Consider the following 25232-nt stretch of genomic DNA (forward strand, 5'->3'; position numbering starts at 1 on the left):
ATATGAAAATGTTTAAAACTGCTGCAGCTTTAGCTGTCGGTGTAGCGTTGCTTACGGGTTGCAACGACGAAACAAACAACTACTATCCAGGTGAACCAGCACCTGAAACAACAGATGTACGCATCGGTGCTTATAACTTGTCATTTGACAGAAACACCTTTGAAGATCTTGTCGCTGAAATGGCGTTAACCGTCGCAGAGCAAGATGAATTAATGGAGAAATGGTTCGATGAGTCACTCAGCGACGAAGAACTAGCTGTTGCAGAAAAGGTTATTCAAATTCGCAACGTTGCAGCAATTATCCAAACTGAACGACCTGCAATCTTATGGATGGGTGAATTCAATAACGATGGGACAGCAGAAAGCCAACAAGCAATTCAAGGTTTCCGTTTAAACTACCTGACTGTGCCACAAAATGCGTTAGGTTCAACATCTGAAGAATTTGAAGCCCTTGAGCCAATACAGTTTGGTTATTTTGAAAACTTCGCCACAAATACTGGCCTATTAAGTGGTCACGACTTGAACCACGATGGTAAAGTTGCCCTTCCTGATGATGCTTGGGGCTTTGGCTTCTACCACGGTCAATATGCATTCAGCTTACTATCTCAATACCCAATTGATACAGATAACATCCGTACTTTCCAAGACTTCAAATGGAAAGACGTGCCAGGTGAAACCAACCCAACCATCATTAACTGTGAAGACGAAAACAATCCGATCCCAGAAGGAAAGGCATGTGGTGATGAATGGTACAGCGCTGAGGCATGGGCAGAAAAGCCAATGTCATCTAAGAACCATGTTGATGCCCCTATTATTATTCCTACAGCAGATGGCGATAAAGTCATTCACTTATTAATGTCGCACCCAACACCACCTATTTTCGACACTGTGACTGAAAACAACAAGTTACTTAACCGTGCTGAAATCAAATTCTGGGATGATTACACATCTGGTGAAGGTAGCTATATTTACGATGATGAAGGTAACAAAGGCGGTATCGATAGCGATGCATCATTTGTGATCTTAGGTGACTTGAACGCTGATCCAGAATCTGGTGATGGCTACTTAGATACCATCAAAGACTTAATGTACAGTGACCAAGTTAACCAACTTGCTACTCACGGAATTTACGCACCAAGTAGCTTAGGCGGACCAGAGTGTTTGTCTAACGGTGAATGTAAAGAAGAAAACTGGGGCACTAAGTACCCAGATCTTGTGACCAGCACATCTGGTTTACGCTTAGACCACGTTATCCCTTCAAGTGACTTGAATGTGACTGATTCAGGTGTATTCTGGCCAGCGACTTTTGAAGAAGGTCGTCTAATGATGAATGACGAGCGTGTAGGTAATTGGGGCGGCGGCGGAAAGTCAGTTTCTTCTGATCACCGTTTAGTCTGGATTAACGTAGAACTTTAAACCGTCAATATAGTGAGCTGAAACAGTTTACTTCTAATATAAAAGCCCGCAAGCATTGCGGGTTTTTTGTGTCAATTTAGTGATGAAAAATCAGTATCAATTTCTTGCTGTAATTTCTCTAACTCATCTAGGATGCGTAAAAACTTTTGGCCAAAGTCAGTTACCTTGTACTCAACTCTTGGTGGAAGCTCGTTGAAAGTGATTTTTTCTAAAATACCAAACTCAACATTTCGCTTTAAACACACATTGAGCACTTTTGTGGTTAAGCCCTCAACATGACTAACCATAGCCCCAGGTCGATTGATACCATTTGCCAATAACTGATACACAGTCAGTGACCACTTACATCCATAAATCGCTTCAACCATACGCGCACTTTTATTGGGTGCTGACTTCTTTGAAAATAAATTTTCTTTTGTTTTCATAAATATGTACCAATAAGTACCTATGACACTAAATTGTGCCTATTTTTCAATAGCCTAAAGCGTTTATTAAACTGAGTCTATAGGCAATATAACTCAAACAATTTGGAGTCAACTGATGAATAATTTAACACCATCACTCGATGCGTTTTCAGCCATCGTCTTAGGCGGTTCAAGTGGCATAGGGTTAGCAAGTGCTAAGCGTTTGCTTGCTCAAGGCATCAACACCTTAATTGTCGGCAGTTCAGTAGATAAATTAATCGCAGCTAAAACCGTATTAGATGAAATACCTTCAACAGCCTCACTACAAACCCTGCAAGCAGATTTATATCAAGGTGATGATATCGCACGACTCATCAGTATCATTGAACAAGCACAGCATCACATTCAATACTTTGTTAACGCAGCAGGTAAATTCATCCCTACCGCCTTTTTAGACCACCAGCAATCAGATTACGATAGTTATATAAACCTGAATCGTGCGAGCTTTTTTATCTCCCAAGCAATCGCTAAAAACATGCGTCAATATCAAGCTGGCGCAATTGTACATGTTGGCTCAATGTGGGCTAAACAAGCGATTAAAGCAACGCCATCATCTGCTTACTCTATGGCAAAAGCGGGTTTGCACTCACTAACTCAGCATATGGCAATGGAGCTAGCTGAATACAATATTCGAGTGAATGCAGTCTCCCCCGCTGTGGTTAACACCCCTATCTATGGGGCATTCATTGAACCTGATGCAATCGATGAAACCTTAGCCTCTTTCAATAAGTTTCACCCCATTGGCAGAATTGGTACCTCAGATGATGTAGCGGCAACAATCGACTTTTTACTCAGTGAGCAATCCAGTTGGGTTACAGGCGCCATATGGGATATTGACGGCGGAGTAATGGCAGGTAGGAATTAACCACAAAACAGAATATCTTCTCGATTTTCTAACCAAAGCGGATGTTTAGTCATGACTTTACTGAACATCTTGCTTTGCAAATAACGATTCAGCCAAATACGTAAATGAGGATATGGAGCGTGTAGATACCATTGCCGCTCAACCCGGGCAAATTGACGAATAAACGGCAGTATTGCAATATCTGCTAAGCTTTCTCTATCAGCCATTAAAAAGCGATGCTGTGACAGTAATTCTTCCAACTTAACGATGTACTTTTCGCAAGCTTGTCTGCATTCCACAATATTAGATTCACTATAACGTTTAGCGCATTTGTAGTTTTCTAAACAGCGCTTAAACTCGCTATCAAAGGTGTAGATTAGCGCCAACATGCTATCTAAAGTGTCATCATCGGCAAACAACAAGTCATCAGGATCGCCTTGGGTCAACGCCCATAACATCACTTCAAAACTTTCTTCTATAATAGTACCCGTTGGGGTCACAACGACTGGCACAGTGCCTTTAGGCGATACCGATAGCATTTCAGCGGGTTTGTCGCTTAATACTAAGTCACGCAGTAATACAGGCTGTTTCGACTTATAAATGGCAATACGAGCTCGCATTGCAAAAGGACAATTTCTTAACGAGTAGATTACAGGTAAATCCATGATTTTATTCATTGTTGTCTTGCTTCCCTTACAACTTATATACGGGTTTACTAATTAATTATGTACTTTAACCATATTCATTCGCAACATATACGGGTAACATCCCCCCATTAAAATTAACTGAGAACCTTATAAAGCATGAAATCTAAGATTGAATTATTAGCCCCTGGTGGTGATGTCGATGCAATTAAAGCGGCCATTATAGCTGGAGCAGATGCTGTTTATTGCGGCCTAGATACTTTTAATGCCCGTAACCGTGCTGCTAATATTTCATTCGATCAGTTAGTTGGGATCATTAGATTGGCTCATCAATATGACTGCCAAATATTTTTAACCTTGAACATTGTGATTTTAGAGCAAGAGTTCAAAACACTCATAAAACTACTCAACAAATTGGTTAACACCACATTAGATGGCGTTATCGTTCAAGATATGGGCTTACTGTACGTATTGCGTAAGCACTTCCCTACGCTGGATATTCATGCATCAACTCAGCTAACCACTCATAATGCTGGCCAAATTCCATTTTTAAAGACCTTAGGTGCAACCCGAGTTAACTTATCTCGAGAATTAAACTTAAGAGAAATAACCGCACTTGCCACGGTAGCAAAAGAGCACGATACCTTATTAGAAGTGTTTGTTCATGGCTCATTGTGTGTGGCATTTTCAGGGCTTTGTTACTCAACCTCTGCTAGTGCGGGTAACTCAGGTAACCGTGGCCGCTGCAGCCAAGCTTGTCGTGAAGAATACGAAACCACAGAGTCGGGCAATAACTTCCCGTTAAACATTAAAGATAACTCAGCATTTTTTGACTTACCTAAACTCATTGATGCGGGTGTTTATTCCTTTAAAGTTGAAGGTCGGATCAAAGGCGCAAGCTACGTCCATACCGTTATTGACAGTTTCCGTAAGCAAATCGATGGCTATATAGAAACCGGAGAACTCACCCAAGATGGCGAGCGACTTTATAAAGTCTTTAACCGTGATTTCACCAATGCATTTTTACGTGGTGACTTAAACCAATCGATGTTTATTGATAACCCTCGTGATAACTCTAAAAATCACTTGGTCGATAAGCTTAAAGCCGAAAAAGGCGAATCGATTTCAGTAGTCCAAATCCATGACGCACAGCAACAATTGCAAGTGGATAAAAAACAAATCAATGCCTCGGTCGATGACAAAATTGCGCATTTGAGTATTGAAAAAATTAAACTCAAGTTAACGTTTGCCAGCGAACAAGAAAAGCCCTTAACATTGACAGTAACCACTGAGCAAAATAGCAGTGATTTAAGTGATATTGACTCGAAGACAATTGTGTTGAGTTCAACCAGTTTAATGCGTCCAAGTGAAAAGTTAAGCGTTGATCAAGAAGCCATTGAAAAGCGCTTTAAAAATATTAATAACGCCAACTATGATTTAGTCGAGTTAAACACCCAAGATCTCACTGATGGCATGAGTATCCCTTATCGTGAAATCACCACGCTGAAAAATGAGTTATTAGCTTATTTGAACGATGGTATTGAAGTCATCCCAGAAGTGGAATTGCCAAAGCTTGCACGCCACCCAAAACCTGAAGGCCAAAAGCCGGCGCTTTCAATGTTGATTTGTGATGAAGCCGACGCAGATTTAGCCAACATCACTGACGGGGATATTTATTTTAAATTACCCGATGCTTATAAACGTGGTTGCACCAAGTATGTCGACTTTTTACAGCAAAATCCTCGTCTAATACCTTGGTTCCCGCCTGTGCTAATTGGTAAAGATTACGATGTCGCATTGAATATTCTTGAGCACGTGAAGCCGCCGTTAATCGTTACGAACAATACTGGTATCGCTTATCATGCTAATCGATTAGGCATTAAGTGGATTGCTGGGCCCTTCCTAAATACGACTAATTCATATGCACTATTAGCATTACAAGAAGGCTTTGAGTGCAGCGGCGCCTTTATTTCAAACGAAATCAATCGCCAACAAATTATGCAAATAGCCAGACCAAATAACTTTAAGATGCTCTACAGTATTTATCATCCAATTTTATTAATGGCTAGCCGTCAGTGTTTCTTCCAGCAAAGTGTTGGCTGTGAAAAGCCAAGAATTGATAATGGCTGTATGTTGTCCTGTGACAAATCAACTAGCATCAAAAACCTGAAAGGCGACTCCTTTGCCATTGATAAACAAAAAGCAGGTTACCCAAGTATTTATAATCAAGATCAATTTTTAAATACTGACATTATTGAAGATTTAAGCCATATGTTTGATGGCTTTATGATTGATCTAACCAATATTGGTGCTGGCGATAGAGAATCACCTGATAAAATGGCGCTCATTAAGCAATTTGAAGCCTTACTCGATGGGCAACGTAATGCCAGTGATACGTTAGCCAAAATGGTGCCAGAGTCTACTCATCTGCAATACCAAAATGGTTTGTAAGTCTGACGGCATTATGACTTAGCAATAAAGATACTATCTAGCCCTGCTTATATTTTGCAGGGCTTTTTTATGCTCATAACAAACTGAAAACCTTAAATTTAACGCTAGCCCACGCAAAAAACCTGCAACAAATTGTATCACCTAACATTAACTCAATTGTTCATTAATCCCGTTTAAACACTTGTTTAAATTAAGGTTTTTATACTCCTTAGCATATCCTCCTAAAAAATACCTCTAAGCAGTTGTTTTAGCCACTTTAAATCTCATTAAGTTTGCATTACATTCTTGACACACTTTGAGATAAATATCACATTTAGCTCATTTTTGCGACATCAGCAGTTAATAATAAGAAGAACTATGAACAGTCATACTGCAAGCAATAAAGAATATTTATTTCCATCAGATACCCCACTCGTTTCCAGTACCGATCCCAAAGGGATTATTACCCATTGCAACCAAGCTTTTATCGATACCAGTGGTTATAGCCGCGAAGAGCTCATTGGTAAACCGCACAACCTAGTTCGCCACCCAGATATGCCAGCAGCCGTTTTCGCCACCATGTGGAAGACACTTAAAGCAGGAAAAGTGTGGATGGGGCTAGTTAAAAACCGCCGCAAAAATGGCGATTACTATTGGGTCAGCGCGTTTGTCACCCCAGTATATGATGGCAAAACCTTAGTGGGTTATGAGTCAGTTCGAGTTAGCGCCGAACCATCAGAAAAACAGCGAGCGACTAAGGCTTATTCACGGATTCTCGCAGGGAAATCAGCAGCCCCTTTAATGACTCAGCTAAGTCATCATACGGCAAAGATACTGCCAATTGTTCTACCTAGCCTAGCGCTGATGGGATACTTCGGCTTTCAAGGCAATCACACTGGGTTATTTGCAACGCTGGCAACAGCTTTGCTTAGCAGCTTATGGAGTCTTAAACAACAAGCCGGTCATTGGCAGCACCTACTGGATATCAGCCCTAAATCGTTCGCAGACGCTACCGTAGCCCAAACCTACTTTGACGATGTCGGCATGAGTGCTCAAGCAAAGCTTGCCTTTATCAGCGAAATGGCAAGGTGCCGCACTGCGTTAACTCGCATTAACGAGTCGGTTTCGGGTTTAGGTGACATCTCCAATATCAGTAAAACCCAAGTCGCCGTAACTCAGACCTCCGTAGAACAACAAGGTATTGCCACACAACAGATTGCTTCAGCTATCACCGAAATGTCTCAAGCGATTCAAGAAGTCGCCCAAAAAATTGAGGAAAACTCTCATAGCGCTGAAAACGCCATTCAATTTGTGGATGCAGGTTCAAAGCTGGCTGATGAATCCTTGTCATCAATTCATCAACTCAGTCATACCGTCGACAGTATTGCTGTTACCGTTAAGGAATTAGCTGACTCAACCGCTGAAATCGGTCAAGCCGCTAATCTCATTTCATCCATTGCAGATCAAACCAACCTATTAGCGTTAAATGCTGCTATTGAAGCGGCTCGGGCGGGTGAGCAAGGTCGCGGCTTTAGTGTGGTTGCAGATAAAGTCCGCGCCCTTGCATTAAAAACTCGCGAATCAACCGACCAAATTCACAGCGTCATTAACCAGCTATCACAAAGAACTACCAGCGCTGTAGAAATGTCGACCCAAGGTGAGCTTGCAGCAAAACACGGTGTGGAAGTCGTTGAAAATACCCGTAATGCCCTGAATGAAATTAAAGATGCGGTGGTTAATATTACCGATATGACCTTTCAAATGTCCTCTGCTGCCGAAGAACAAAGCGCCGTGGCCGAACACATTAACCAACAGATTATCGATATCGCAGACGGCGCATCTGAAACAGCCAATGCAGCGAATAAGTCGCTTACAGCCAGTGAATCACTTGAAAACACTATCGGCATTTTTCATTCGCTGATCAGACGATTTAGAGTTTAAAAGTTTGGTGCGCGGCGCTCTACACTCCCCCGTGAGTGCTGCGCATCAAGCTTTCTTGTTGTATTAATATAACCCTTCCCTACAGCCCTAGCACTATGATGACCGAGTCGTTATAATCCCAGTCTTAATGCAGACCCATCTCTTTCAAACCTAGGAGCTATTTTTGGCACACACTTACATCCCATTAGATGCATACAAGCGCAAGTGGATTTTTAACCATAAAGATTTACCTGTGTTAGATACAGATAAAGCGTTAATCAAGCCACTTACCGATAAGAGTGCAATGACTGTCTGGAATCAATGGATAAGTAATAAGTGTAATCGTGCTGAATTATTCTCTAAAGGTGACTGGGCGGCCAAACAAGACGCTTGGAAACAAACTGAACATTGGCAATCAGCTTGGGATTCAGATGACAATACGCTACTAGAACCTATCGCTGAATTTATCGATTGGGACGACGATACCCAAGTATTCTTCTGCTACGAAAAATATCAAATTATTGAAACCACTTGGGCGGTGTTTGCCCGTAATTGGAAAGCATTTTTGTTTTTCGATGACGGTCCAATCCTGATTGCTCCCAAGAAAAAACAAGCAATCATGTTTGAACAAAATGGACAATATAAGCTAGGGATGCGCAGCTAAAAACCGATTAGCCACGTTTACTCAAACTTATCAACGTGGCAAGGGCCTGTTGATCTTTCAAGGTTATTTTTGCAGCGAATTGTTATCCATTTATACAAGGCAGAGACTTTGTGGTGTAGTTATTCTACATAAAAAGTCGATAAAGCAGTAAAAATGGACAACAAACGCAGCCCAAAGGGTTCGACTAAAAGTGTTTTACTCTTTGTTGGATGAATCTTTTTTTTAAAAGAAGTGCTTAGATGACTAGGCATCAATCCATCCGCCTTAATTAAAACACTTTTATTTCGAACAAAACTTAACCAGCAAAGATCAACAGGCCCTATCAATACAATTATAAAATGAGTCCTCTATGAAAGCATTTTCAACAATCGCTCTAACCGCTGTTCTTTCAACAAGTTTATTTTCATCGACGCTAGTACAAGCTAAAACCGTATCAGGTGTCGAACTTGAAGATAACCTGACAATCGCAGAGCATTCTCTTGCATTAAATGGCGCAGGTGTACGCAGTAAATTCTTTATGGATTTGTATGTTGGCAGTCTTTACATCGCCACGCCAGCAACCGATTTAACGTCTGTATTAGCGCAACCAATAGCAGTTGTTCGCCTTAACATCACCTCAGGTATGATCACCTCAGATAAAATGGTCGATGCCATAAACGAAGGGTTTGATAGCGCAACTGACGGTGACATTAGTCCAATACAAGCTGAAATCACTCAGTTTATGGGCCTATTTACTGAAGAAGTCAGCAAAGGAGATCAATTTACCTTTGTTACTCATAAAGGTGCTGGCGTTACCAGTGTTAAAAACGGCATTGCACAAGCCACTATTGAAGGCGAAGCGTTTAGACAAGCACTGCTGAAGATTTGGTTAGGCGACGACCCTGCACAAAAAAGTTTACGTAAAAAGATGTTGGCTAAATAGTCTATCGATAGATTGGTATTATAAGCCTTTCATGCAGATGTAAGGCTTTCTCGTTTTAAGATAAGAATATCTATTACCAAGCTAAAAAAATATTTTTAGATGGTATTTTCATACTTGTACAAATAAAATTTAGCCAGTTGTAAAATTAGATAGAAACTCTGACATTAAGGCTCAAGAGTTAAAGGTTTTGGTTCTTCTTTTCCAAAATAATTCCAATCAACCAAATTATATTCTTTATGTTTGATAGCATGCATGAAGTTAAAAAAGTGCTGTCTGACGACCGCAGAATCTTCAAAATTTGCATAAATTGTAAGCCTATAATCACTTTCCTTGACGATAATACTGAAACTATTTTTCCCTAATACACCATAGTCTTTGCCATTAATGTCGTAAACAAAGTCTGTGTCTCTGTTAAATGCGGCATTCTTAATAAACAACGTCTGCCAATTTTCAAACCAATTAACATCTACGGTTTTTTTAAAGCTTTCTTCGTCAACAATTTTATCGCACTGGAGTATTGATGGTGTAATTTCATAACCTTTACGAACAATGTCATGAACTGTATTTTGATAAAACATTTCTAACTTTTGACGTTGCTCATGATTTAATATCTCTATGATTTTAGGACCCAATGGAGAACTATTAATTTCATTGAGTTTCTTCTGTCCATCTCTATCCACTGTAATTAAAAATGCAATACCTTTATCTTCTGAACCAAAAAACCAAGTGTTTTCAGGAAATGGCTCTAGTAGTGTGAAATCAGTCAGATCAATAACAGGAATGACTGAGTTAAATACTTTAATAGAAAATGGAGTATCTCTTTTGATAGAGTCCCAGTCATTTTTTGACCATGTTAACTCTAATCTTTTTGAGGTCAGGTACTCATTTACTGGTTCGCAAAAACTTGAGTATGATTTGTCTTTGGCAAAGGCGTTAAACGAAGTTACCAAGATTAAAATACAAATCCATTTGCACATTAAAGTTCCTATATAACAATTGATTATGCTAATAATCAGAGTCTAAAAATAAATATCAAAAAGCGACTATTAGATCGCTTTTTTGTTTATCACAACAATCTAATTGTTGACTGATTAAAACTTAATATCGAACGCTAAACCAATAGCTGCTTGATTTTCTAGCTCATCAGTCACTTCAGGCTGACTTAACTCCATTTCACTGTTAAAGAAGTAACCGCCATAAGCATTCACTGTCGCTTTATCACTGATATTCCAGCCCGCTCTTAAAAAGCTCACCCACTCTTCCACTTCAATGGTTTGCTCAGCATCTGAAATCAAAAAGCGCTCTGTGCGTCGAGATGTCCCTAAACCAAAATCCCACTTTTCATTCAAATTATAAGTCAACTCAAGACCAGCAGGTCCACTAAAGCCCGCTTCAAAGGGGTTACCTAGCGTTAACTTATCAGTAATTTTCCAGCGAACGGCAATGTAAGGTACGGTTTTAACTTCTGAAATATCATTAAGATATGCCACACCAAAGCCGAGCATGTTGCCAGACTCAAAACGATACATCGCCGAGCCAACTACACCATAGCTTTGTGCATCTGAAGATGATGCGGTATTGGCATAAGCATATTGCAGCTTAGGCGCAACCATAAACATCCAATTCTGATTTGGACGGTAAATCAGTGACAAACCCGCACTGTATTTATTGATTGAACTCCAAGGCGTGACTTGGCCGTTCAACACACCGCTATCGATGTTTTTAAAGCCATAATCTAAATTGTCATAACCAATATTAGCGCCGATCATCCACTCTTTGTTGATTGGCATCGCACCCGATAACTTTAAGCGCCAAACATCACGTTGTAACTCAGCGTTAGTGTCACCCACTTGGGCTGAGTCTGTGGAAGTGCGCGAGACATGAAACTTAAACGGGGAGTAATCTCTCGCGATAACTTGAGGAGCAAGGAGAAGTCCAGCAAGCGCTGTTAACTTAACCACTTTTTTAACAGAACTTACGTCAAGCTGATTAGCCTGGAACAAGCTTGGAATAACTTTCATTAACTGCTTCCTTTCTCATTATTATTGTGGTCGAAATGATTAATACTCAATAGCAAAAGGTAATACCAAGGCACTACCAATTTGGATCACAATTTCAATATATTATGAGATATTACACAGTTTTAGCATGACACAAAAGCACTGATTTACATTCAAATCTTAAATACGGTGAGCCGTTAAAAATAGGTTAACGCTATCGTTTATATATTGCTCTCGATCTACAATTAAATCGCTCACATCTAAGCCTAGCTCTAGTCGAAGCTTTACCTCACCAAACAACATTAAACATAACCTCACGGCACAATCATGCGGCTTTTCAAAATAAAAAACGTCTTGTTTGTTGACTTCACCCAAGTACTCACTTAATAAGCCCAATATGTGTTTTGGGCCAGCATCAAAATAAAGCTTGGATAAATTCGGGTGAGTTTCAGCATGAGCCAAACAGGTTTTAAATACAGCAACGACTTCATCACTAATGATTAGCTCGCCAAACTGGTGCGCAAAGGTACGAATTGTATTTTCAGGATTTGTTGCGTCTTCTAGTAAGTTGCCCGTTAACTGATGAACAACACATTTAGATTCGATAGCAGCAATAAACAACTCATCTTTAGAGCCATAGTGAGAATAAACCGTTTGCTTTGATACGCCTGCCTTCTTCGCCACCATATCCATACTGGTGCTCGGAAAGCCTTGAACACAAAAAAGCTCAATGGCCGATTGCAGTATCGTTGCTTTTTTTTGCTCACTTCTTGTTCGCGGCAAGTCATGATTACATGTCACTGGAATATCAGAAATTTTGCTCATAAACTCTTCTTTTTTGTCTCAACAGGCGCACGTTATCGCTTTACAACTAAACAACAACGATAACATTTAATCACAAATTAGACTGGACAGTCTAGTTTTTTGACCATAAACTAAGCCTAAAATGGACTAGACAGTCTAGTTTTAATTATTGAGCATCACACAGATGTCATTCGCAGGTCAATACAATAGCTATGATTTGCCTTGGAAGTTGCATTAGCAATAGGAATGTTCCCATGAAAACAGCGACGCGTTCATTATCCGCACTCAGTATTGTCATTTCATTTTTGCTGCTAAGTGGTTGCGGCAATGATGAAACCATCCCAACGCCTTCTGTGGCTGTGCCGAATGTCATCACCCAACCCTTACGGTTTAATTCAAGTTATCAACATCAGCAAAGTTACACAGGCACTGTCCGCTCAGCTGATACCACAGGTGTAGGATTTGAACTTGCAGGCAAGCTAAGTGACATTATCGTCGACAGCGGTGATGCTGTGATTAAAGGGCAAAAGCTTGCCACCTTAAACACCCAATTACTTGAAGCTGAGCAGCAACAATTAAGTGCATCACTGCAACAAACCCAAGCGGATTTAGATTTAGCCCAAAGTAACTTGGAACGCTCCATTGAGCTCAAAAAAAAGCAGTATGTTTCTGAGCAGCAATTCGATGAAACCCAGCAGCAAGTCGCTAGTCTTTTAGCCAATCAAAAACGCCTTAAAGCCTCGCTATACGCCACAGAACTTAAACTTGAGAAATCAACATTAGTCGCTCCATTTAATGGCACCATCAGCAAACGTCATCATAATTTAGGTGAAGTGATCGCGTTAGGTAGCCCAGTATTTACCTTAATCGGCACAAATCAACAGCAAGCCTATATTGGTGTTCCCCATAGCGTCGCTCAAACGCTTGAATCAAATCAAGTCGTTGATATTCGCATTGGAGACCAAACCCATAAAGGCTTAATCGCTGGTATCAGCGCCGAAATAGACCCTGTCACTCGTACTGTTCAATTACGTATCGACTTACCCAACAATAGCCAAGTGATTAATGGCGAAATTGCCTACCTTGAGTATCAACAGCAAATCGCTGATGCGGGATATTGGGTGCCAATATCATCGCTTACCGACGGTGTTAGAGGCTTATGGAATGTCTTTGTAGTCACGAAAAATGAACAAGGACAAGCCCGAATAGAACGCCGAGACGTTGATATTTTATATACCACAGAAAAACAAGCTTACATCAATGGTGCAATTCAAAAAGACGATGTAATTATTACTCAAGGCTTGCATAAACTGGTGGTAGGACAGCGTGTAAATCCACTTCTGAGACTGTGGCGAGGTCATTATGATTAAGGCCTTTGTCGAAAACGGCAGACTCGCAAGTCTTATGATTGCATTACTATTGGTGGCTGGTTTAGGCGCTATTAGTAGTTTGCCTCGCACAGAAGATCCCACCATAACCAATCGCTTTGCTTCGGTTATTACCCAGTACCCTGGCGCTTCAGCTGAACGTGTCGAAGCGTTAGTCACTGAAGTATTAGAAAATGAGCTGCGCCGCCTAGAAGAGCTAAAGCTGGTTCAATCCACTTCCCGTCCTGGCATTTCAGTGATTCAATTGGAGTTAAAAGACACGGTACTTGATACTGCTCCCGTATGGTCTAGAGCCCGAGATCTCATTGCAGACAGTAAATATCAACTGCCCACATCGGCGCAAAATAGTTTATTGGACGATCAAACAGGCTATGCCAACACAGCCATTTTAGGCTTGGTATGGAACAGCGACGCCCCCATCCGTACTGATGTGCTAAACCGCTACGCTAAAGAGTTACAAAGCAAGCTTCGGGTATTAAACGGCACTGATTTTGTAAAATTATCAGGCACACCTGATGAAGAAATATTAGTAGAACTTGATGGCAATAAAATCAGCCAACTCAAGTTAACCCCAGCAAGCATTGCAAGCATTCTGTCAAACGCTGACAGTAAAATTTCAGCAGGTGAAATCAATAACGCCACATTTAAAGCCTTAATTGAGGTATCAGGTGAGCTAGATTCCATTACTCGGGTCAGCGAAGTACCGCTAAAAATTGATGCAAGCGGCCAGATTATTCGCCTTGGTGACGTGGCGAATGTCAGTCGTCAACCGAAAACCCCTGCAACCAGCATCGCATTAATTAATGGCGAACCTGGGGTACTAGTGTCGGCACGTATGATTGATAATAACCGTGTTGATAAATGGCAAGCTCAAGTGAGTCAGGTAGTTGAAAGCTATAGTGCAAACCTGCCTGCCAACATTGATGTGCAATGGCTATTTGATCAACAAGGTTATACCAGTGTTCGTCTTGGCGACTTAGTCATCAATCTGATCCAAGGATTTTTGATCATTCTTTTTGTACTTATGTTAACACTCGGGCTGCGTAACGCCGTTATTGTGGCCCTATCACTACCGCTAACTGCGCTCTTCACCCTTGCTTGCATGAAATACACCGGCTTACCCATCCATCAAATGTCAGTCACAGGCTTAGTGGTTGCTCTTGGGAACATGGTCGATAACGCCATTGTGATTGTCGATGCCATTGCCCAGCGCCGCAAGCAAGGGCTAACCAAGCTTGAGGCTGTTAGTAAAACCTTGCATCACCTTTGGTTGCCTTTAGCAGGCTCTACTATCACCACGATGTTAGCTTTTGCGCCAATTGTACTCATGCCTGGCGCTGCTGGTGAGTTTGTTGGTGGCATTGCTATTTCAGTCATGTTCGCTTTGTTAGGGTCTTACCTCATTTCTCACACGATTATTGCAGGCCTTGCGGGACGCTTTAGTCAAGATAACGAGTCCATGGCTTGGTACCAAAAAGGCATGGCCTTTCCCCGCCTAGGACACGCTTTTAAAGTCAGTTTACGCTTTGGCTTATCAAAACCCTTACTCACAGCCATACTCATCGGAATATTACCGGTATCGGGCTTTTATGCTTCGACTAAAATGACCGAGCAATTCTTTCCGCCTTCAGACCGAGATATGTTCCAAATTGAAGTCTATTTAGCGCCTCATGTCAGCCTAGATAACACCCTCAAACAAGTTAAAAGCATTGATGAACGTCTTGAGTCGATTGACGATGTTGAAATGATCACTTGGGTGGTTGGCGGTAATACACCTTCGTTTTATTACAACCCTACCCAACGTCAGCAAGGGGCAACAAACTATGCTCAAGCTATGGTGAAAGTCACTGATTTTAACGCTGCCAATAGATTGATTTTATCGCTGCAACAAGAATTTGATGCTGACTTCCCTCAGGCACAAATCTTGGTCAGAAAGCTTGAACAAGGCCCACCATTTAATGCACCAGTAGAACTGCGGATCTATGGCCCGTCATTGGATACATTAAACCAGTTAGGCGAGCAAGCCCGTGGCTTACTGATGGACACAGAGGATGTGATTCATACCCGTGCCACCTTGAGTGCAGGATCACCTAAAGTCTGGTTACAAATAAACGAAGATGCCAGCTTAATGAGTGGTCTCAGTTTATCTGATATCGCTAAGCAAATAGAAATGGCGACCACAGGTATTATTGGCGGCAGTATTTTAGAGCAAACGGAATCATTACCTGTTCGAGTTAGGCTTGCTGATACGTCTAGAGAAGAAGCAACGCGTCTAGCAGAGCTTAACTTAGTCTCTAGCCAAGGAGACACCATCCCGCTTTCAGCAGTATCACAAAACCAAATTAATGTGAGTCGTGGCGGTATTCCTCGCCGTAACGGCGAGCGAGTGAACACAATAGAAGCATACATTGTCAGTGGGGTTTTGCCCGGTAAGGTGCTTAATGACGTTAAAAGAAGGTTAGAACAAATTGAGTTACCGTCTGGTTATCATCTTGAAATTGGTGGTGAAAGTGCCAAACGAGACGAAGCCGTTGGTAATTTACTGTCCAATATCGTCGCGGTAGTGACCCTGCTATTGGCCACTGTAGTGTTATCGTTTAACTCATTCAGATTAACCGCCATTATCTTACTCAGTGCCTTCCAGTCTGCAGGGCTTGGCTTACTAGCCGTTTACCTGTTTGGTTATCCGTTCGGCTTTACCGTCATCATTGGCTTATTGGGCCTAATGGGTCTGGCAATTAACGCTGCTATTGTGATTTTAGCTGAATTAGAAGACGTACCAGAGGCTCGGTTAGGCAATAAAGACACCATTATTGCCTTAGTGAGTGGCTGTGGCAGACACATTGGCTCAACCACTATCACCACCATTGGCGGCTTTTTACCCTTGATCATTGCTGGCGGTGGATTCTGGCCACCCTTTGCCATTGCAATTGCGGGCGGCACATTACTAACCACTATGCTGTCACTTATTTGGGTACCCACCATGTACCTTATTTTAATGAAGAAAAAACAACATAATTCTGAAATATTGTCGCCCGTACAAGTTTAATATAATCAACTACTAACCAACAAAAAACGACGCATTAATGCGTCGTTTTTTATTATAGAATCGCCAATTACACATTCACGAATTTACTCAATCTAGACATGATCTCAATCAAGTCATCTTGGCATTATTTGCTCTAGATTGGAGTGACCTTTAATTCGGAAACTATCAAATGAACTATCGAAGTTGGTCTCTAACAAAACAAATAACGTACTTTTCTTTAGCGCTGACGGTTTTAGTCTTCAGCATCATTTCTTCCGTGTCATATTTCAGCTCATCAAACGTATTAAAAGAAAAAGCCATCGACTCGATGAACGAGCAAATGCAGAGCAATGCAGCGCTAATTGAGCTGCAGTACACAAGCTTACTTGCCCTAGCCCGCCGTAATGCCGACATACTACGTGCAATGTACCCTGGAAACTTTCACAAACCAGATCGCACCGTCAGAGTTTACAGCACTCAAACACCTGCCCTAGTACATGAAAAAGAGCAAATTAACGCCACTAAAAGTAAAGTAGATCGTTTTTCAAACTTAACTGGCGGCACAGCCACCATTTTTGTAAAAGACGGCGATGACTTTCTTCGTATTTCGACTTCACTGAAAAAAGCCGATGGTAAACGGGCATTGGCAACTTACCTAGGTAGTAGCCACCCAGGCTACCAAACACTGATAAACGGTAATGAATATGAAGGTTACGCCAAACTATTTGGTAAAGACTACATGACCGTTTACCGACCAATCAAAAATGCTAGCAATGAAGTCATCGGTATTTTGTATATTGGTTTTGATATCACCGACTCAATTTCCGAACTGCAAAAGACAATTAATAATCTCAAAGTTGAAGAAACGGGTCATTACATGTTGGTGCGCAACAATGACCAACGACTGATTTCGCATCCCAACTTCGCCACGGGTGAAGCATTAAATAGCGACATATTAAATGGCCTAGACATCAACCAATTATTGGGCCGCCACCAAAGCGTTGAATACGTTAACCACCAACAACAGCAAATGTTTGCTAACAGTATCAATATACCGGGGTGGAACTGGACATTAATCGGATTAACTCAAACCGCTGAGCTTAATAATGAGAGCCTACAACTCTTGTATATTACCACTGGTGTTGCCGTGTTAGGGATACTGCTAATAAGTGGGTTATTAGCTGCTCTGCAAATAAAAGCATTAGCGCCTTTGCAGCGTTTCCAGCAACAACTGAAAGCCTTAGGTAAAGGTGATTTATCCCAGCAATTTGAAGTCAGTGATCCTAATAGCAAGAACGAAATAGATTTAATTACGCTCAGTGCTGCCGACATGTCAAACAACTTAAAAGAGCTGATTTTCTCGCTGCAGCACTCAGTAGAGACCCTTGAGTCACAGGCTCAAAAAGCCCAAGAGATGGCAAGGTTAAATGGCGATGAATCGGCATCGTTAATGATGCAAACGAACCAAATTGCCACAGCAATTGAAGAGATGTCAGCTTCTATTCGAGATGTTGCTAGTCACTCGAACGAAGGGGCAGTCAAGAGCCAACAAGTGGATCAATCCTCTCGTAGCGGTCATAAGCAGCTTACTGACGTTGTTGAGTCGCTGAATGCGCTTAAAACCCAGCTTAATGAAAGCCAAGATAACATTGAAAATGTCAGTAAAGAGAGTGAAGCGATTAATCAGGTCACAGAAGTGATTAATAGTATTGCCGAGCAAACTAATTTGCTCGCACTAAATGCTGCTATTGAAGCTGCTCGAGCAGGCGAGCAAGGACGAGGTTTTGCGGTTGTCGCTGACGAAGTAAGATCGTTAGCACAGCGCACGCAAAGTTCGATTTCCGAAATCAGTAAAACCATTGGCCAACTGCAAGCGCAAGTTAAGGTTACCAGCCAGCAAATGTCAGACAGCCATAGACTCGGCACTGAATCGGCAGAGCAAGGCTTTGAGACCAGCGAACAGTTAAGCCAAATCACCGTAAGTATTGGTGAGCTTGCCACCTTCACTAGCAGCATTGCGAGTGCAACAGAGCAGCAAAGTGCAGTCGCTGACGAAATCACCCGTAACCTACATCAAATATCGACACTCGCAAACGAAGGACAAGAACGCGCTAGCGAAACCGTCGATGTGGCTGATGGACTCAGTTCTCTTGCCAGCGAACTGAATACTAAAATTAATTTCTTTAAAATCTAATGCGTTTCTTTGAAATAATATCCTGATAACTCAGGTCTTTATAAAGGCATGTCCCATAGGTACATGCCTTTTTTATTTGAACAAACAGCCTAACACACAGTGTATTTGATGTTAGTCCCTGGTGTTAAAAACGGAATCAATATGAAAAAACGAACTCTCGCAGCCCTTCTTGCATCTCACACTTTGGCTCTTGCTATTGGTTTTGGTGGTGGCATTTATGCCTTACCGATTTTAACTGCGCCTGATGCGCCTTCAAGTGAAAAAGTCGCATCGTTAGATACCCAACAACGCTACACAGCAGAGTTCACTCGAGACCTTAAAGACAGCGATGCACTGCACTGGGGAGAAGGAACAGTGATGATTGGCGATGATTACATTACCTTAAACGGTAAGCTATCGCCTGGGCCTGACTTTAAGGTATACCTTGCTAAAGAGTTTGTTGAAACAGAAGCCGACTTTAACCGCCTTAAGTCCTCTATGGTGCAAGTGGCTGACGTCAAAACCTTCGATAATTTTTTAGTGCCAATTACAAAGGATATTGATGTTGGCGATTACAATACCGTCATTATTTGGTGCGAAAGTTTCGGCCAATTTATTACTGCTGCTCAATATCAATAAAAGCAATTAACCCATAATCAATTCGCGATTTAGAGTGTTCCTATTAAGAGTTAACATGAACAGCTGGCCTTCATTGAGTTAATAAAGCAATAAAAAACCCTGCGCTATGGCAGGGTTTTTTATCAGCTCAAATTACTTACTTATCTTTTGCATCAGCTTCGCTGATACGATCTAAGTTTTCAGTGTTTTCAAGCCAAAGCGCATTAATGATGCCAAAAGCACAGGCTAGTAATACACCTAGTATCCAAGAGAAATACCACATAATGGCTCCTTAATTAATAAAGTGACGCTTTGTTCTTTTCAATAAACTCACGGTTTAGACGACCATACATCTTGAAGTACGTCCAAATGGTGTAGCTTAATACGATAGGTACAAAGATAATCGCAGCCCAAGTCATAACGTTCAGAGTCATTTCACTTGCTGTGGCATCCCACATCGTTAAGCTCACGTTTGGATCAAGCGATGAAGGCATGATGAACGGGAACATTGCTGCGCCACATGTCACGATAATACCTGCAATAGCGAGTGAGCTAAATAAGAATGCAAAGCCACTACGATTCAAACGACTAGCGAGTAATACAAGAATCGGCATAACTAGACCCAATACAGGGAATAACATTGTTAGCGGGTATTTATCGTAGTTAGCTAACCAAGCACCAGCTTCAACAGCAACGGTTTTAGTCGTTGGGTTTGAAGGGCCCGCAGTGTCAATTACCGAAGTAATAACATAGCCATCAATACCATTAACTAACCAAACACCTGCAGCAGCAAATAGTACCGTCACAAGTAAGCCACAAATTTGCGCCGCTTTAGCAGCACGAACACGTAGCTCACCTTCAGTTTTCATTTGTAGCCATGATGCACCTTGCATCATCACCATTAATGCACTGATTAAACCAGCAAGTAAACCGAATGGGTTTAATAAACCAATTAAGCCACCGTGGTATGTCGCACGTAAAAATTCGTCAAAATTAAACGGTACGCCTTGGAGTAAGTTACCAAACGCAACACCGATAATCAGTGGTGGAACAAATCCGCCAACGAATAACGCCCAATCCCACGACTTACGCCATCTTGGATCTTCAATTTTTGAGCGGTAATCAAAACCAACAGGACGTAGGAATAACGCAAACAGTACCAACATCATAGCCACATAGAAGCCAGAGAAAGATACACCGTAAACCATAGGCCAAGCAGCAAATAATGCACCACCAGCGGTGATTAACCAAACTTGGTTACCATCCCAGTGAGGAGCAATGGTGTTGATCATAATACGGCGATCAGTGTCATCTTTACCAATGATAGGTAATAACGCACCCACACCCATATCAAAACCATCTGTCACAGCAAACCCAACTAGCAATACGCCAACCAGAGCCCACCAGATAAATCTTAGCATTTCATAATCAAACATAATCAGGTCCTCAGATTAAGCATCTTGGTTTTCAAAATGATATCTACCAGTCTTAAGGCTTGATGGGCCAAGACGAGCAAACTTAAACATTAAGAACAATTCAATCACTAATAGAATCGAGTAGAACACAGTGATAGAAATGATACTGAACCATAGATCAGACGTTGTTAGACTTGATGCAGACATAAAGGTCGGCAACACTTCTGAAATCGTCCAAGGTTGACGTCCGTACTCAGCCACGAACCAACCACACTCAATCGCAATCCAAGGTAGTGGTAAGCTGTATAGCGCCGCTTTAAGTACCCAAGGTTTTTCTTCAATCTTGTGACGCGTGCTTTGCCAGAATGCCGCAGCAAACACGAATAACATAATCACACCAGCACCAACCATCACACGGAATGACCAGAACATAGGCGCAACGTTAGGGATAGAGTCTTTCGCAGCAGCTTTAATTTGCTCTTCTGTCGCATCAACTACATTTTCAGTATAACGCTTCAACAATAAGCCATAGCCTAAGTCGCCTTTTACCGCTTCAAAGTCTTCACGTAATTGTGGACTTTCGTCACCTGCACGTAGTCTTTCAAGGAATGAATAAGCAATCATACCGTTACGAATGTGCACTTCATGTTCATCAATTAAGTCGATGATACCTGTGACTTGCTCATCTAAAGAACGCGTAGCAATGATACCCATCGCATAAGGGATTTTTAGGGCAAAGTCAGTTTCCATTTTTTCTTGATTCGGGAAACCTACCGCAGTAAATGCAGCTGGAGCTGGCTCAGTGTGCCATTCTGCTTCAATTGCCGCTAACTTAACGCGTTGTACTTCACCTACTTTATAGCCAGATTCATCGCCCAGTACGATAACCGATAAAATCGCTGCCATACCGAAACTTGCTGCAATCGCAAATGAACGACGCGCAAATGGTAAATCACGGCCTTTAAGGATGTAGTATGAACTAATTGCAAGAACGAACATTGCACCGGCAACATAACCTGATGCAACCGTATGAACGAACTTAACTTGTGCTACAGGGTTAAATACCACTTCAGCAAAACTAGTCATTTCCATACGCATTGTTTCGTAATTGAATACTGACCCAACTGGGTTTTGCATCCAACCGTTTGCGATCAAAATCCATAGCGCTGACATGTTAGAGCCAATAGCAACTAACCAAGTTACAGCTAAATGTTGGCGCTTACTGAAACGATCCCAACCGAAGAAGAACATACCCACTAGAGTAGACTCTAAGAAGAATGCCATTAAGCCTTCAATTGCTAATGGGGCACCAAAGATATCACCCACATAATGTGAGAAATATGACCAGTTAGTACCAAACTGGAATTCCATTGCTAAACCGGTTGTCACACCGAGTGCAAAGTTAATCCCGAACAACTTACCCCAGAACTTAGTCATATCTTTATAAATTTGATTATCAGTCATCACATAAAGTGACTCCATGATCGCCAAAATAAAGGCTAAACCTAAGGTTAAAGGTACAAACAGAAAGTGATACATGGCTGTTAGCGCGAACTGCAATCGTGACAGCTCTACAACCTCTTCAATAATCATTGGCGACTCCTTACTCGGTACATCCAAATGCCATGATGATTCCCATCAATCACAACAAGTGCCATTGCAGGAAAAAATTTAAAATACTTTAAGTAGCAACATTGCCACGTTAACAACTTGTTAAACACAAGCTTTATTTCATCTCAATCTCGTGGGTAGTTTATCTTGTTAAAACACCTCGTAAATGAGACGTTTATCACACTTAAGCGCAAAAAGTGACTTAACACTACAAAACTAAAACCACCAATAATGATTAATCATTAAATATCAAGAACTTAAATAAAAAATCAAATACTGTAGACCTGTAATTTATATCACCGAAATTTGACTCCAATCAACATATTCAGCAATAAAAATGTGGTTTTTTACGGGTTTTGAGCATGGGCGCAAAGTACCACTTACTAGGTGTTGACCCCAGCTCAAATAACTGCTAGGGATTTGTTTACATTTTTGTAAAATCAACATCTCTAAACCACCTAAAACTAATCAAAGCCCTCCTAAAGCAAAAAATAAACACTTAACATTTAAGGCCTAGATTATCTACACCTAAAAAGATATCACCCAATAAAAAATAACAATAAAAATCAATAAGATAAATGTAAAAACAATATTTAAAACCAACAAAAACCTTAAGTTTCGGATAAGTTATACTAATAGCTAAGATTAATTTATTTCGTTTGAGTGTTTTATAAGGAGAATATAGAATTCTCCTCGTATTCAGAGAAGGTCGATTGGACTTGAACAAAATGGACATCAAGTTGCATCCCCAACTCTACTAATTTTAATATTACTGAGTGGAGATTTAGCACATGACTAAATTATTTGAGCGTTTCATCAACAGCTACAAAAAAGTATTTGTTGAAATGTACCAAGCGTACTAAACCGTTTTATATTGTTGCTCTCGTTTGTGTCTTAGCTTTAGACACCCATTAGCAGCAATACAACGAAAGATAGAATAAGTATGCAATTGCTTGCTGACGCTATTGGACGTTACCCTTGATGTTTTGTTAGCGCAAAACAGCTCTTGCAGATCACTTGCAACATAGAGCATTGACTAGCCCTTTAGAGTTTCGATTCTAAGGGGCTTTTTAATGCCCCTTATTGATGTCTTTCTTTATCTCAAGTTTCTATATCTAAACTTTCTTTATTTAAAGTAAGAAGTATTCAAACATACGTTTGATATTGAGCTGTTGATCAACTTTTGACTGAGATTTGACCAATTGTCCAAACTTCGTTTGGATTAAGGTCAACGTCGTGGCGCTTCGCCCACACCAGAGCTAAGGGGGAAAGCGCTTGTCCCCCTTAACAATCCCTCAGCGCTCCGGCGAAATTTAAACAGCAAAATTTCCAACGGAGAATCATCCAGCGTTAACCTTCTTTTGCAGCCCGCTTCGGTAAGCTATAAAAATCACTAACGCTTCCGATGGGGCGTCTGATGTATAGAGAATTACGAATGTCACGATGGGATGGATGCCAAAGAGTCACCCTTCCCCTCGAAAGCTAGCTGGCATCTTAAGTGCAGGATACACTAACTGCCTTGAAGCACATGGATGTGCGAGAAAAGGCCGTGGCCAGACTCATGCGATTTTCTTGCTTACCTCAATTCAAATGAAACATTCGAAAAACCATTAAACTTGAATTTATTAAACATATTCTCTCTGTTGATTTAATCTTATCAATCACTTAAGTTAGTTGGCCTATTACATACACATCAAAAGCAGTTTAATCACAGACATGGAGTTCACGTGATAAAGTATTTTCTTCTATTTACCTTCTTATTCTCCTCCTTCAGCGCTCAAGCAAATAAGTTAATTAACGATGATAGCGTCAGTAATCAGACAAATTGCTTTAGTTCTATTTTTGCTGACTACGATACTTGGCATAAATTCATGGAAGAAAAGTATCGAAAGAAATTAAAAATTGAACACAAATTCAATAAAGCATTATCACAATTTGATGCCACGTTTGGCACAGAAAAGTTCAATCACTTTAAAGCGAATTTATCTTGTAGCACATTTAGGTATACGGTAAATAATACCGAGGTGATGGGCTATGTCATAAAACCCAAAGAGCCTGAAGCTAAGTTACCCGTTTTAATTTATAACCGCGGTGGTAACGGCAACTTTGGCAGTGTTGTCTTTGGCACAATGATGTACGAATTATTTCCGATTGTAGAGCAAGGCTTTGTCATCATCGGGAGTCAATACCGTGGAGTTCATGTTAAGCAGCCAAGTGCTAAAGATGAATTTGGCGGAAAAGATGTGAGTGACGTTATTGCTCTACTCGATTTAATCCCCAATATTAAAGGCGCAGATCCGCAGCGCATTGGCATGTACGGAGGCAGCCGCGGCGGTATGCAGACACATTTAGCCATGAAACAAGCAAGCGGCATCAAAGCAATTGCTACAATTGCGGGCGTATCAGATTTACAACAAGGGTTACTAGAACGCCCAGAAATGGAAAATGTTTATAAAAAACGAATTCCTTATTATGGGCTCAAAAAAGATACAGAGTTATCGAAACGCTCTGTTATCAATTGGGTCAATGATTTATCCCCCAATGTACCTATCTTACTGATCCACGGCACCGAAGATAAACGTGTTGCAGCGGACCAATCCATTGTACTTGCTGATGCATTAACCAAATATGATATTCCCCATAAACTGGTGCTATATTCTGATGACCATTACTTGAGAAACAGCAAAGACAAGGTCAACTTGGAGTTAGTAAACTGGTTTCAAAAGTATCTTTAGACACAGGGGTTACTATTTCACTTCATCAAAGAGTTACTTGAAGTAAGCCGTATTTTCCAAACTTCGTTTGGATTGTGTCAACGTCGTGGTGCTTCGCCCCCCCACCCCGAGCAAGAGGATATCAACAGCTATACCCTCTTGCATCACCCAGCCGTCC

General features: G+C 41.1%; 19 protein-coding genes. 11 read left to right on the forward strand and 8 right to left on the reverse strand.

Annotation, left to right across the window (positions count from 1 at the left end):
- Positions 1–2: 2 nt before the first annotated feature.
- The gene (locus SJ2017_RS15220; protein ID WP_080916279.1) at positions 3–1415 is read left to right on the forward strand and encodes an endonuclease/exonuclease/phosphatase family protein; all 1413 of its coding nucleotides are present in this window, start codon (positions 3–5) and stop codon (positions 1413–1415) included.
- A 71-nt stretch (positions 1416–1486) separates the two neighbouring features.
- On the opposite strand, the gene SJ2017_RS15225 is transcribed toward SJ2017_RS15220, so the two are convergent.
- Positions 1487–1840, reverse strand: a complete 354-nt coding sequence (locus SJ2017_RS15225) for a winged helix-turn-helix transcriptional regulator (protein ID WP_055025080.1) — start codon at positions 1838–1840, stop codon at positions 1487–1489.
- A 115-nt stretch (positions 1841–1955) separates the two neighbouring features.
- On the opposite strand from SJ2017_RS15225, the gene SJ2017_RS15230 reads away from it, so the two are divergent.
- Positions 1956–2744: an SDR family NAD(P)-dependent oxidoreductase gene (locus SJ2017_RS15230; RefSeq protein ID WP_055025081.1), complete on the forward strand. Its 789-nt coding sequence runs from the start codon at positions 1956–1958 to the stop codon at positions 2742–2744.
- Here the strand turns inward: SJ2017_RS15230 and SJ2017_RS15235 are convergent.
- On the reverse strand, positions 2741–3400 hold the full coding sequence (locus tag SJ2017_RS15235) for a glutathione S-transferase (protein ID WP_055025082.1): 660 nt from the start codon (positions 3398–3400) through the stop codon (positions 2741–2743). The two genes, SJ2017_RS15230 and SJ2017_RS15235, sit on opposite strands and share 4 nt — an antisense overlap.
- A gap of 126 nt (positions 3401–3526) precedes the next feature.
- On the opposite strand from SJ2017_RS15235, the gene SJ2017_RS15240 reads away from it, so the two are divergent.
- The 4 genes from SJ2017_RS15240 to SJ2017_RS15260 all read left to right on the forward strand — a co-directional run bounded on the left by SJ2017_RS15240 (position 3527) and on the right by SJ2017_RS15260 (position 9303).
- Complete coding sequence (locus tag SJ2017_RS15240) at positions 3527–5818, forward strand: peptidase U32 family protein (RefSeq protein ID WP_080916280.1); 2292 nt, start codon at positions 3527–3529, stop codon at positions 5816–5818.
- A 357-nt stretch (positions 5819–6175) separates the two neighbouring features.
- Positions 6176–7738, forward strand: coding sequence for a methyl-accepting chemotaxis protein (locus SJ2017_RS15245; RefSeq protein ID WP_080916281.1), 1563 nt, complete (start codon positions 6176–6178; stop codon positions 7736–7738).
- Between the two features lie 163 nt (positions 7739–7901).
- Positions 7902–8381: a DUF2947 domain-containing protein gene (locus tag SJ2017_RS15250; RefSeq protein WP_080916282.1), complete on the forward strand. Its 480-nt coding sequence runs from the start codon at positions 7902–7904 to the stop codon at positions 8379–8381.
- Between the two features lie 349 nt (positions 8382–8730).
- On the forward strand, positions 8731–9303 hold the full coding sequence (locus tag SJ2017_RS15260) for a chalcone isomerase family protein (RefSeq protein ID WP_080916283.1): 573 nt from the start codon (positions 8731–8733) through the stop codon (positions 9301–9303).
- 164 nt (positions 9304–9467) lie between these two features.
- Here SJ2017_RS15260 and SJ2017_RS15265 read toward each other — a convergent pair whose 3' ends face one another.
- The 3 genes from SJ2017_RS15265 to SJ2017_RS15275 all read right to left on the reverse strand — a co-directional run bounded on the left by SJ2017_RS15265 (position 9468) and on the right by SJ2017_RS15275 (position 12128).
- A complete protein-coding gene (locus SJ2017_RS15265; protein WP_080916284.1) occupies positions 9468–10280 on the reverse strand; it encodes a hypothetical protein in 813 nt (270 codons plus the stop codon).
- A gap of 114 nt (positions 10281–10394) precedes the next feature.
- Entirely contained in the window at positions 10395–11324 is a 930-nt protein-coding gene (locus SJ2017_RS15270) for a DUF6268 family outer membrane beta-barrel protein (RefSeq protein ID WP_080916285.1), read from the reverse strand.
- 159 nt (positions 11325–11483) lie between these two features.
- On the reverse strand, positions 11484–12128 hold the full coding sequence (locus tag SJ2017_RS15275; RefSeq protein ID WP_080916286.1) for a TetR/AcrR family transcriptional regulator: 645 nt from the start codon (positions 12126–12128) through the stop codon (positions 11484–11486).
- Between the two features lie 233 nt (positions 12129–12361).
- Between SJ2017_RS15275 and SJ2017_RS15280 the strand changes: the two genes are divergently transcribed.
- The 4 genes from SJ2017_RS15280 (at position 12362) to SJ2017_RS15295 (ending at position 19335) form a co-directional block, all read left to right on the forward strand.
- On the forward strand, positions 12362–13477 hold the full coding sequence (locus SJ2017_RS15280; RefSeq protein WP_080916287.1) for an efflux RND transporter periplasmic adaptor subunit: 1116 nt from the start codon (positions 12362–12364) through the stop codon (positions 13475–13477).
- On the forward strand, positions 13470–16544 hold the full coding sequence (locus SJ2017_RS15285; protein ID WP_080916288.1) for an efflux RND transporter permease subunit: 3075 nt from the start codon (positions 13470–13472) through the stop codon (positions 16542–16544). Before SJ2017_RS15280 ends, SJ2017_RS15285 begins: the two co-directional genes overlap by 8 nt.
- 169 nt (positions 16545–16713) lie before the next feature.
- Entirely contained in the window at positions 16714–18717 is a 2004-nt protein-coding gene (locus SJ2017_RS15290) for a methyl-accepting chemotaxis protein (RefSeq protein ID WP_080916289.1), read from the forward strand.
- Between the two features lie 141 nt (positions 18718–18858).
- Positions 18859–19335: a DM13 domain-containing protein gene (locus SJ2017_RS15295; RefSeq protein WP_055025092.1), complete on the forward strand. Its 477-nt coding sequence runs from the start codon at positions 18859–18861 to the stop codon at positions 19333–19335.
- Positions 19336–19471: 136 nt separating this feature from the next.
- Here SJ2017_RS15295 and cydX read toward each other — a convergent pair whose 3' ends face one another.
- The 3 genes from cydX to SJ2017_RS15310 are packed head-to-tail and all read right to left on the reverse strand — an operon-like array spanning position 19472 to position 22322.
- On the reverse strand, positions 19472–19597 hold the full coding sequence (gene cydX / locus SJ2017_RS15300; RefSeq protein WP_063124246.1) for a cytochrome bd-I oxidase subunit CydX: 126 nt from the start codon (positions 19595–19597) through the stop codon (positions 19472–19474).
- 13 nt (positions 19598–19610) lie between these two features.
- On the reverse strand, positions 19611–20750 hold the full coding sequence (gene cydB / locus SJ2017_RS15305) for a cytochrome d ubiquinol oxidase subunit II (protein WP_055025093.1): 1140 nt from the start codon (positions 20748–20750) through the stop codon (positions 19611–19613).
- Between the two features lie 15 nt (positions 20751–20765).
- A complete protein-coding gene (locus SJ2017_RS15310) occupies positions 20766–22322 on the reverse strand; it encodes a cytochrome ubiquinol oxidase subunit I (protein ID WP_080916291.1) in 1557 nt (518 codons plus the stop codon).
- Positions 22323–24067: 1745 nt separating this feature from the next.
- On the opposite strand from SJ2017_RS15310, the gene SJ2017_RS15315 reads away from it, so the two are divergent.
- Positions 24068–25075, forward strand: a complete 1008-nt coding sequence (locus tag SJ2017_RS15315) for an alpha/beta hydrolase family protein (protein WP_080916292.1) — start codon at positions 24068–24070, stop codon at positions 25073–25075.
- Positions 25076–25232: the final 157 nt, after the last annotated feature.

It is taken from the genome of Shewanella japonica (assembly GCF_002075795.1).
Taxonomy (GTDB): Bacteria; Pseudomonadota; Gammaproteobacteria; order Enterobacterales; family Shewanellaceae; genus Shewanella; species Shewanella japonica.

Bases quoted from the DNA above. Each gene is read 5' to 3' on its own strand.
- SJ2017_RS15270 (WP_080916285.1), bottom strand. From the start codon at position 11,324: ATGAAAGTTATTCCAAGCTTGTTCCAGGCTAATCAGCTTGACGTAAGT.
- SJ2017_RS15275 (WP_080916286.1), bottom strand. From the start codon at position 12,128: ATGAGCAAAATTTCTGATATTCCAGTGACATGTAATCATGACTTGCCG.
- SJ2017_RS15285 (WP_080916288.1), top strand. From the start codon at position 13,470: ATGATTAAGGCCTTTGTCGAAAACGGCAGACTCGCAAGTCTTATGATT.
- SJ2017_RS15265 (WP_080916284.1), bottom strand. From the start codon at position 10,280: ATGTGCAAATGGATTTGTATTTTAATCTTGGTAACTTCGTTTAACGCC.
- SJ2017_RS15310 (WP_080916291.1), bottom strand. From the start codon at position 22,322: ATGATTATTGAAGAGGTTGTAGAGCTGTCACGATTGCAGTTCGCGCTA.
- SJ2017_RS15225 (WP_055025080.1), bottom strand. From the start codon at position 1,840: ATGAAAACAAAAGAAAATTTATTTTCAAAGAAGTCAGCACCCAATAAA.
- SJ2017_RS15280 (WP_080916287.1), top strand. From the start codon at position 12,362: ATGAAAACAGCGACGCGTTCATTATCCGCACTCAGTATTGTCATTTCA.
- SJ2017_RS15245 (WP_080916281.1), top strand. From the start codon at position 6,176: ATGAACAGTCATACTGCAAGCAATAAAGAATATTTATTTCCATCAGAT.
- SJ2017_RS15235 (WP_055025082.1), bottom strand. From the start codon at position 3,400: ATGAATAAAATCATGGATTTACCTGTAATCTACTCGTTAAGAAATTGT.
- cydB (WP_055025093.1), bottom strand. From the start codon at position 20,750: ATGTTTGATTATGAAATGCTAAGATTTATCTGGTGGGCTCTGGTTGGC.
- SJ2017_RS15290 (WP_080916289.1), top strand. From the start codon at position 16,714: ATGAACTATCGAAGTTGGTCTCTAACAAAACAAATAACGTACTTTTCT.
- SJ2017_RS15260 (WP_080916283.1), top strand. From the start codon at position 8,731: ATGAAAGCATTTTCAACAATCGCTCTAACCGCTGTTCTTTCAACAAGT.
- SJ2017_RS15240 (WP_080916280.1), top strand. From the start codon at position 3,527: ATGAAATCTAAGATTGAATTATTAGCCCCTGGTGGTGATGTCGATGCA.
- cydX (WP_063124246.1), bottom strand. From the start codon at position 19,597: ATGTGGTATTTCTCTTGGATACTAGGTGTATTACTAGCCTGTGCTTTT.
- SJ2017_RS15295 (WP_055025092.1), top strand. From the start codon at position 18,859: ATGAAAAAACGAACTCTCGCAGCCCTTCTTGCATCTCACACTTTGGCT.
- SJ2017_RS15230 (WP_055025081.1), top strand. From the start codon at position 1,956: ATGAATAATTTAACACCATCACTCGATGCGTTTTCAGCCATCGTCTTA.
- SJ2017_RS15220 (WP_080916279.1), top strand. From the start codon at position 3: ATGAAAATGTTTAAAACTGCTGCAGCTTTAGCTGTCGGTGTAGCGTTG.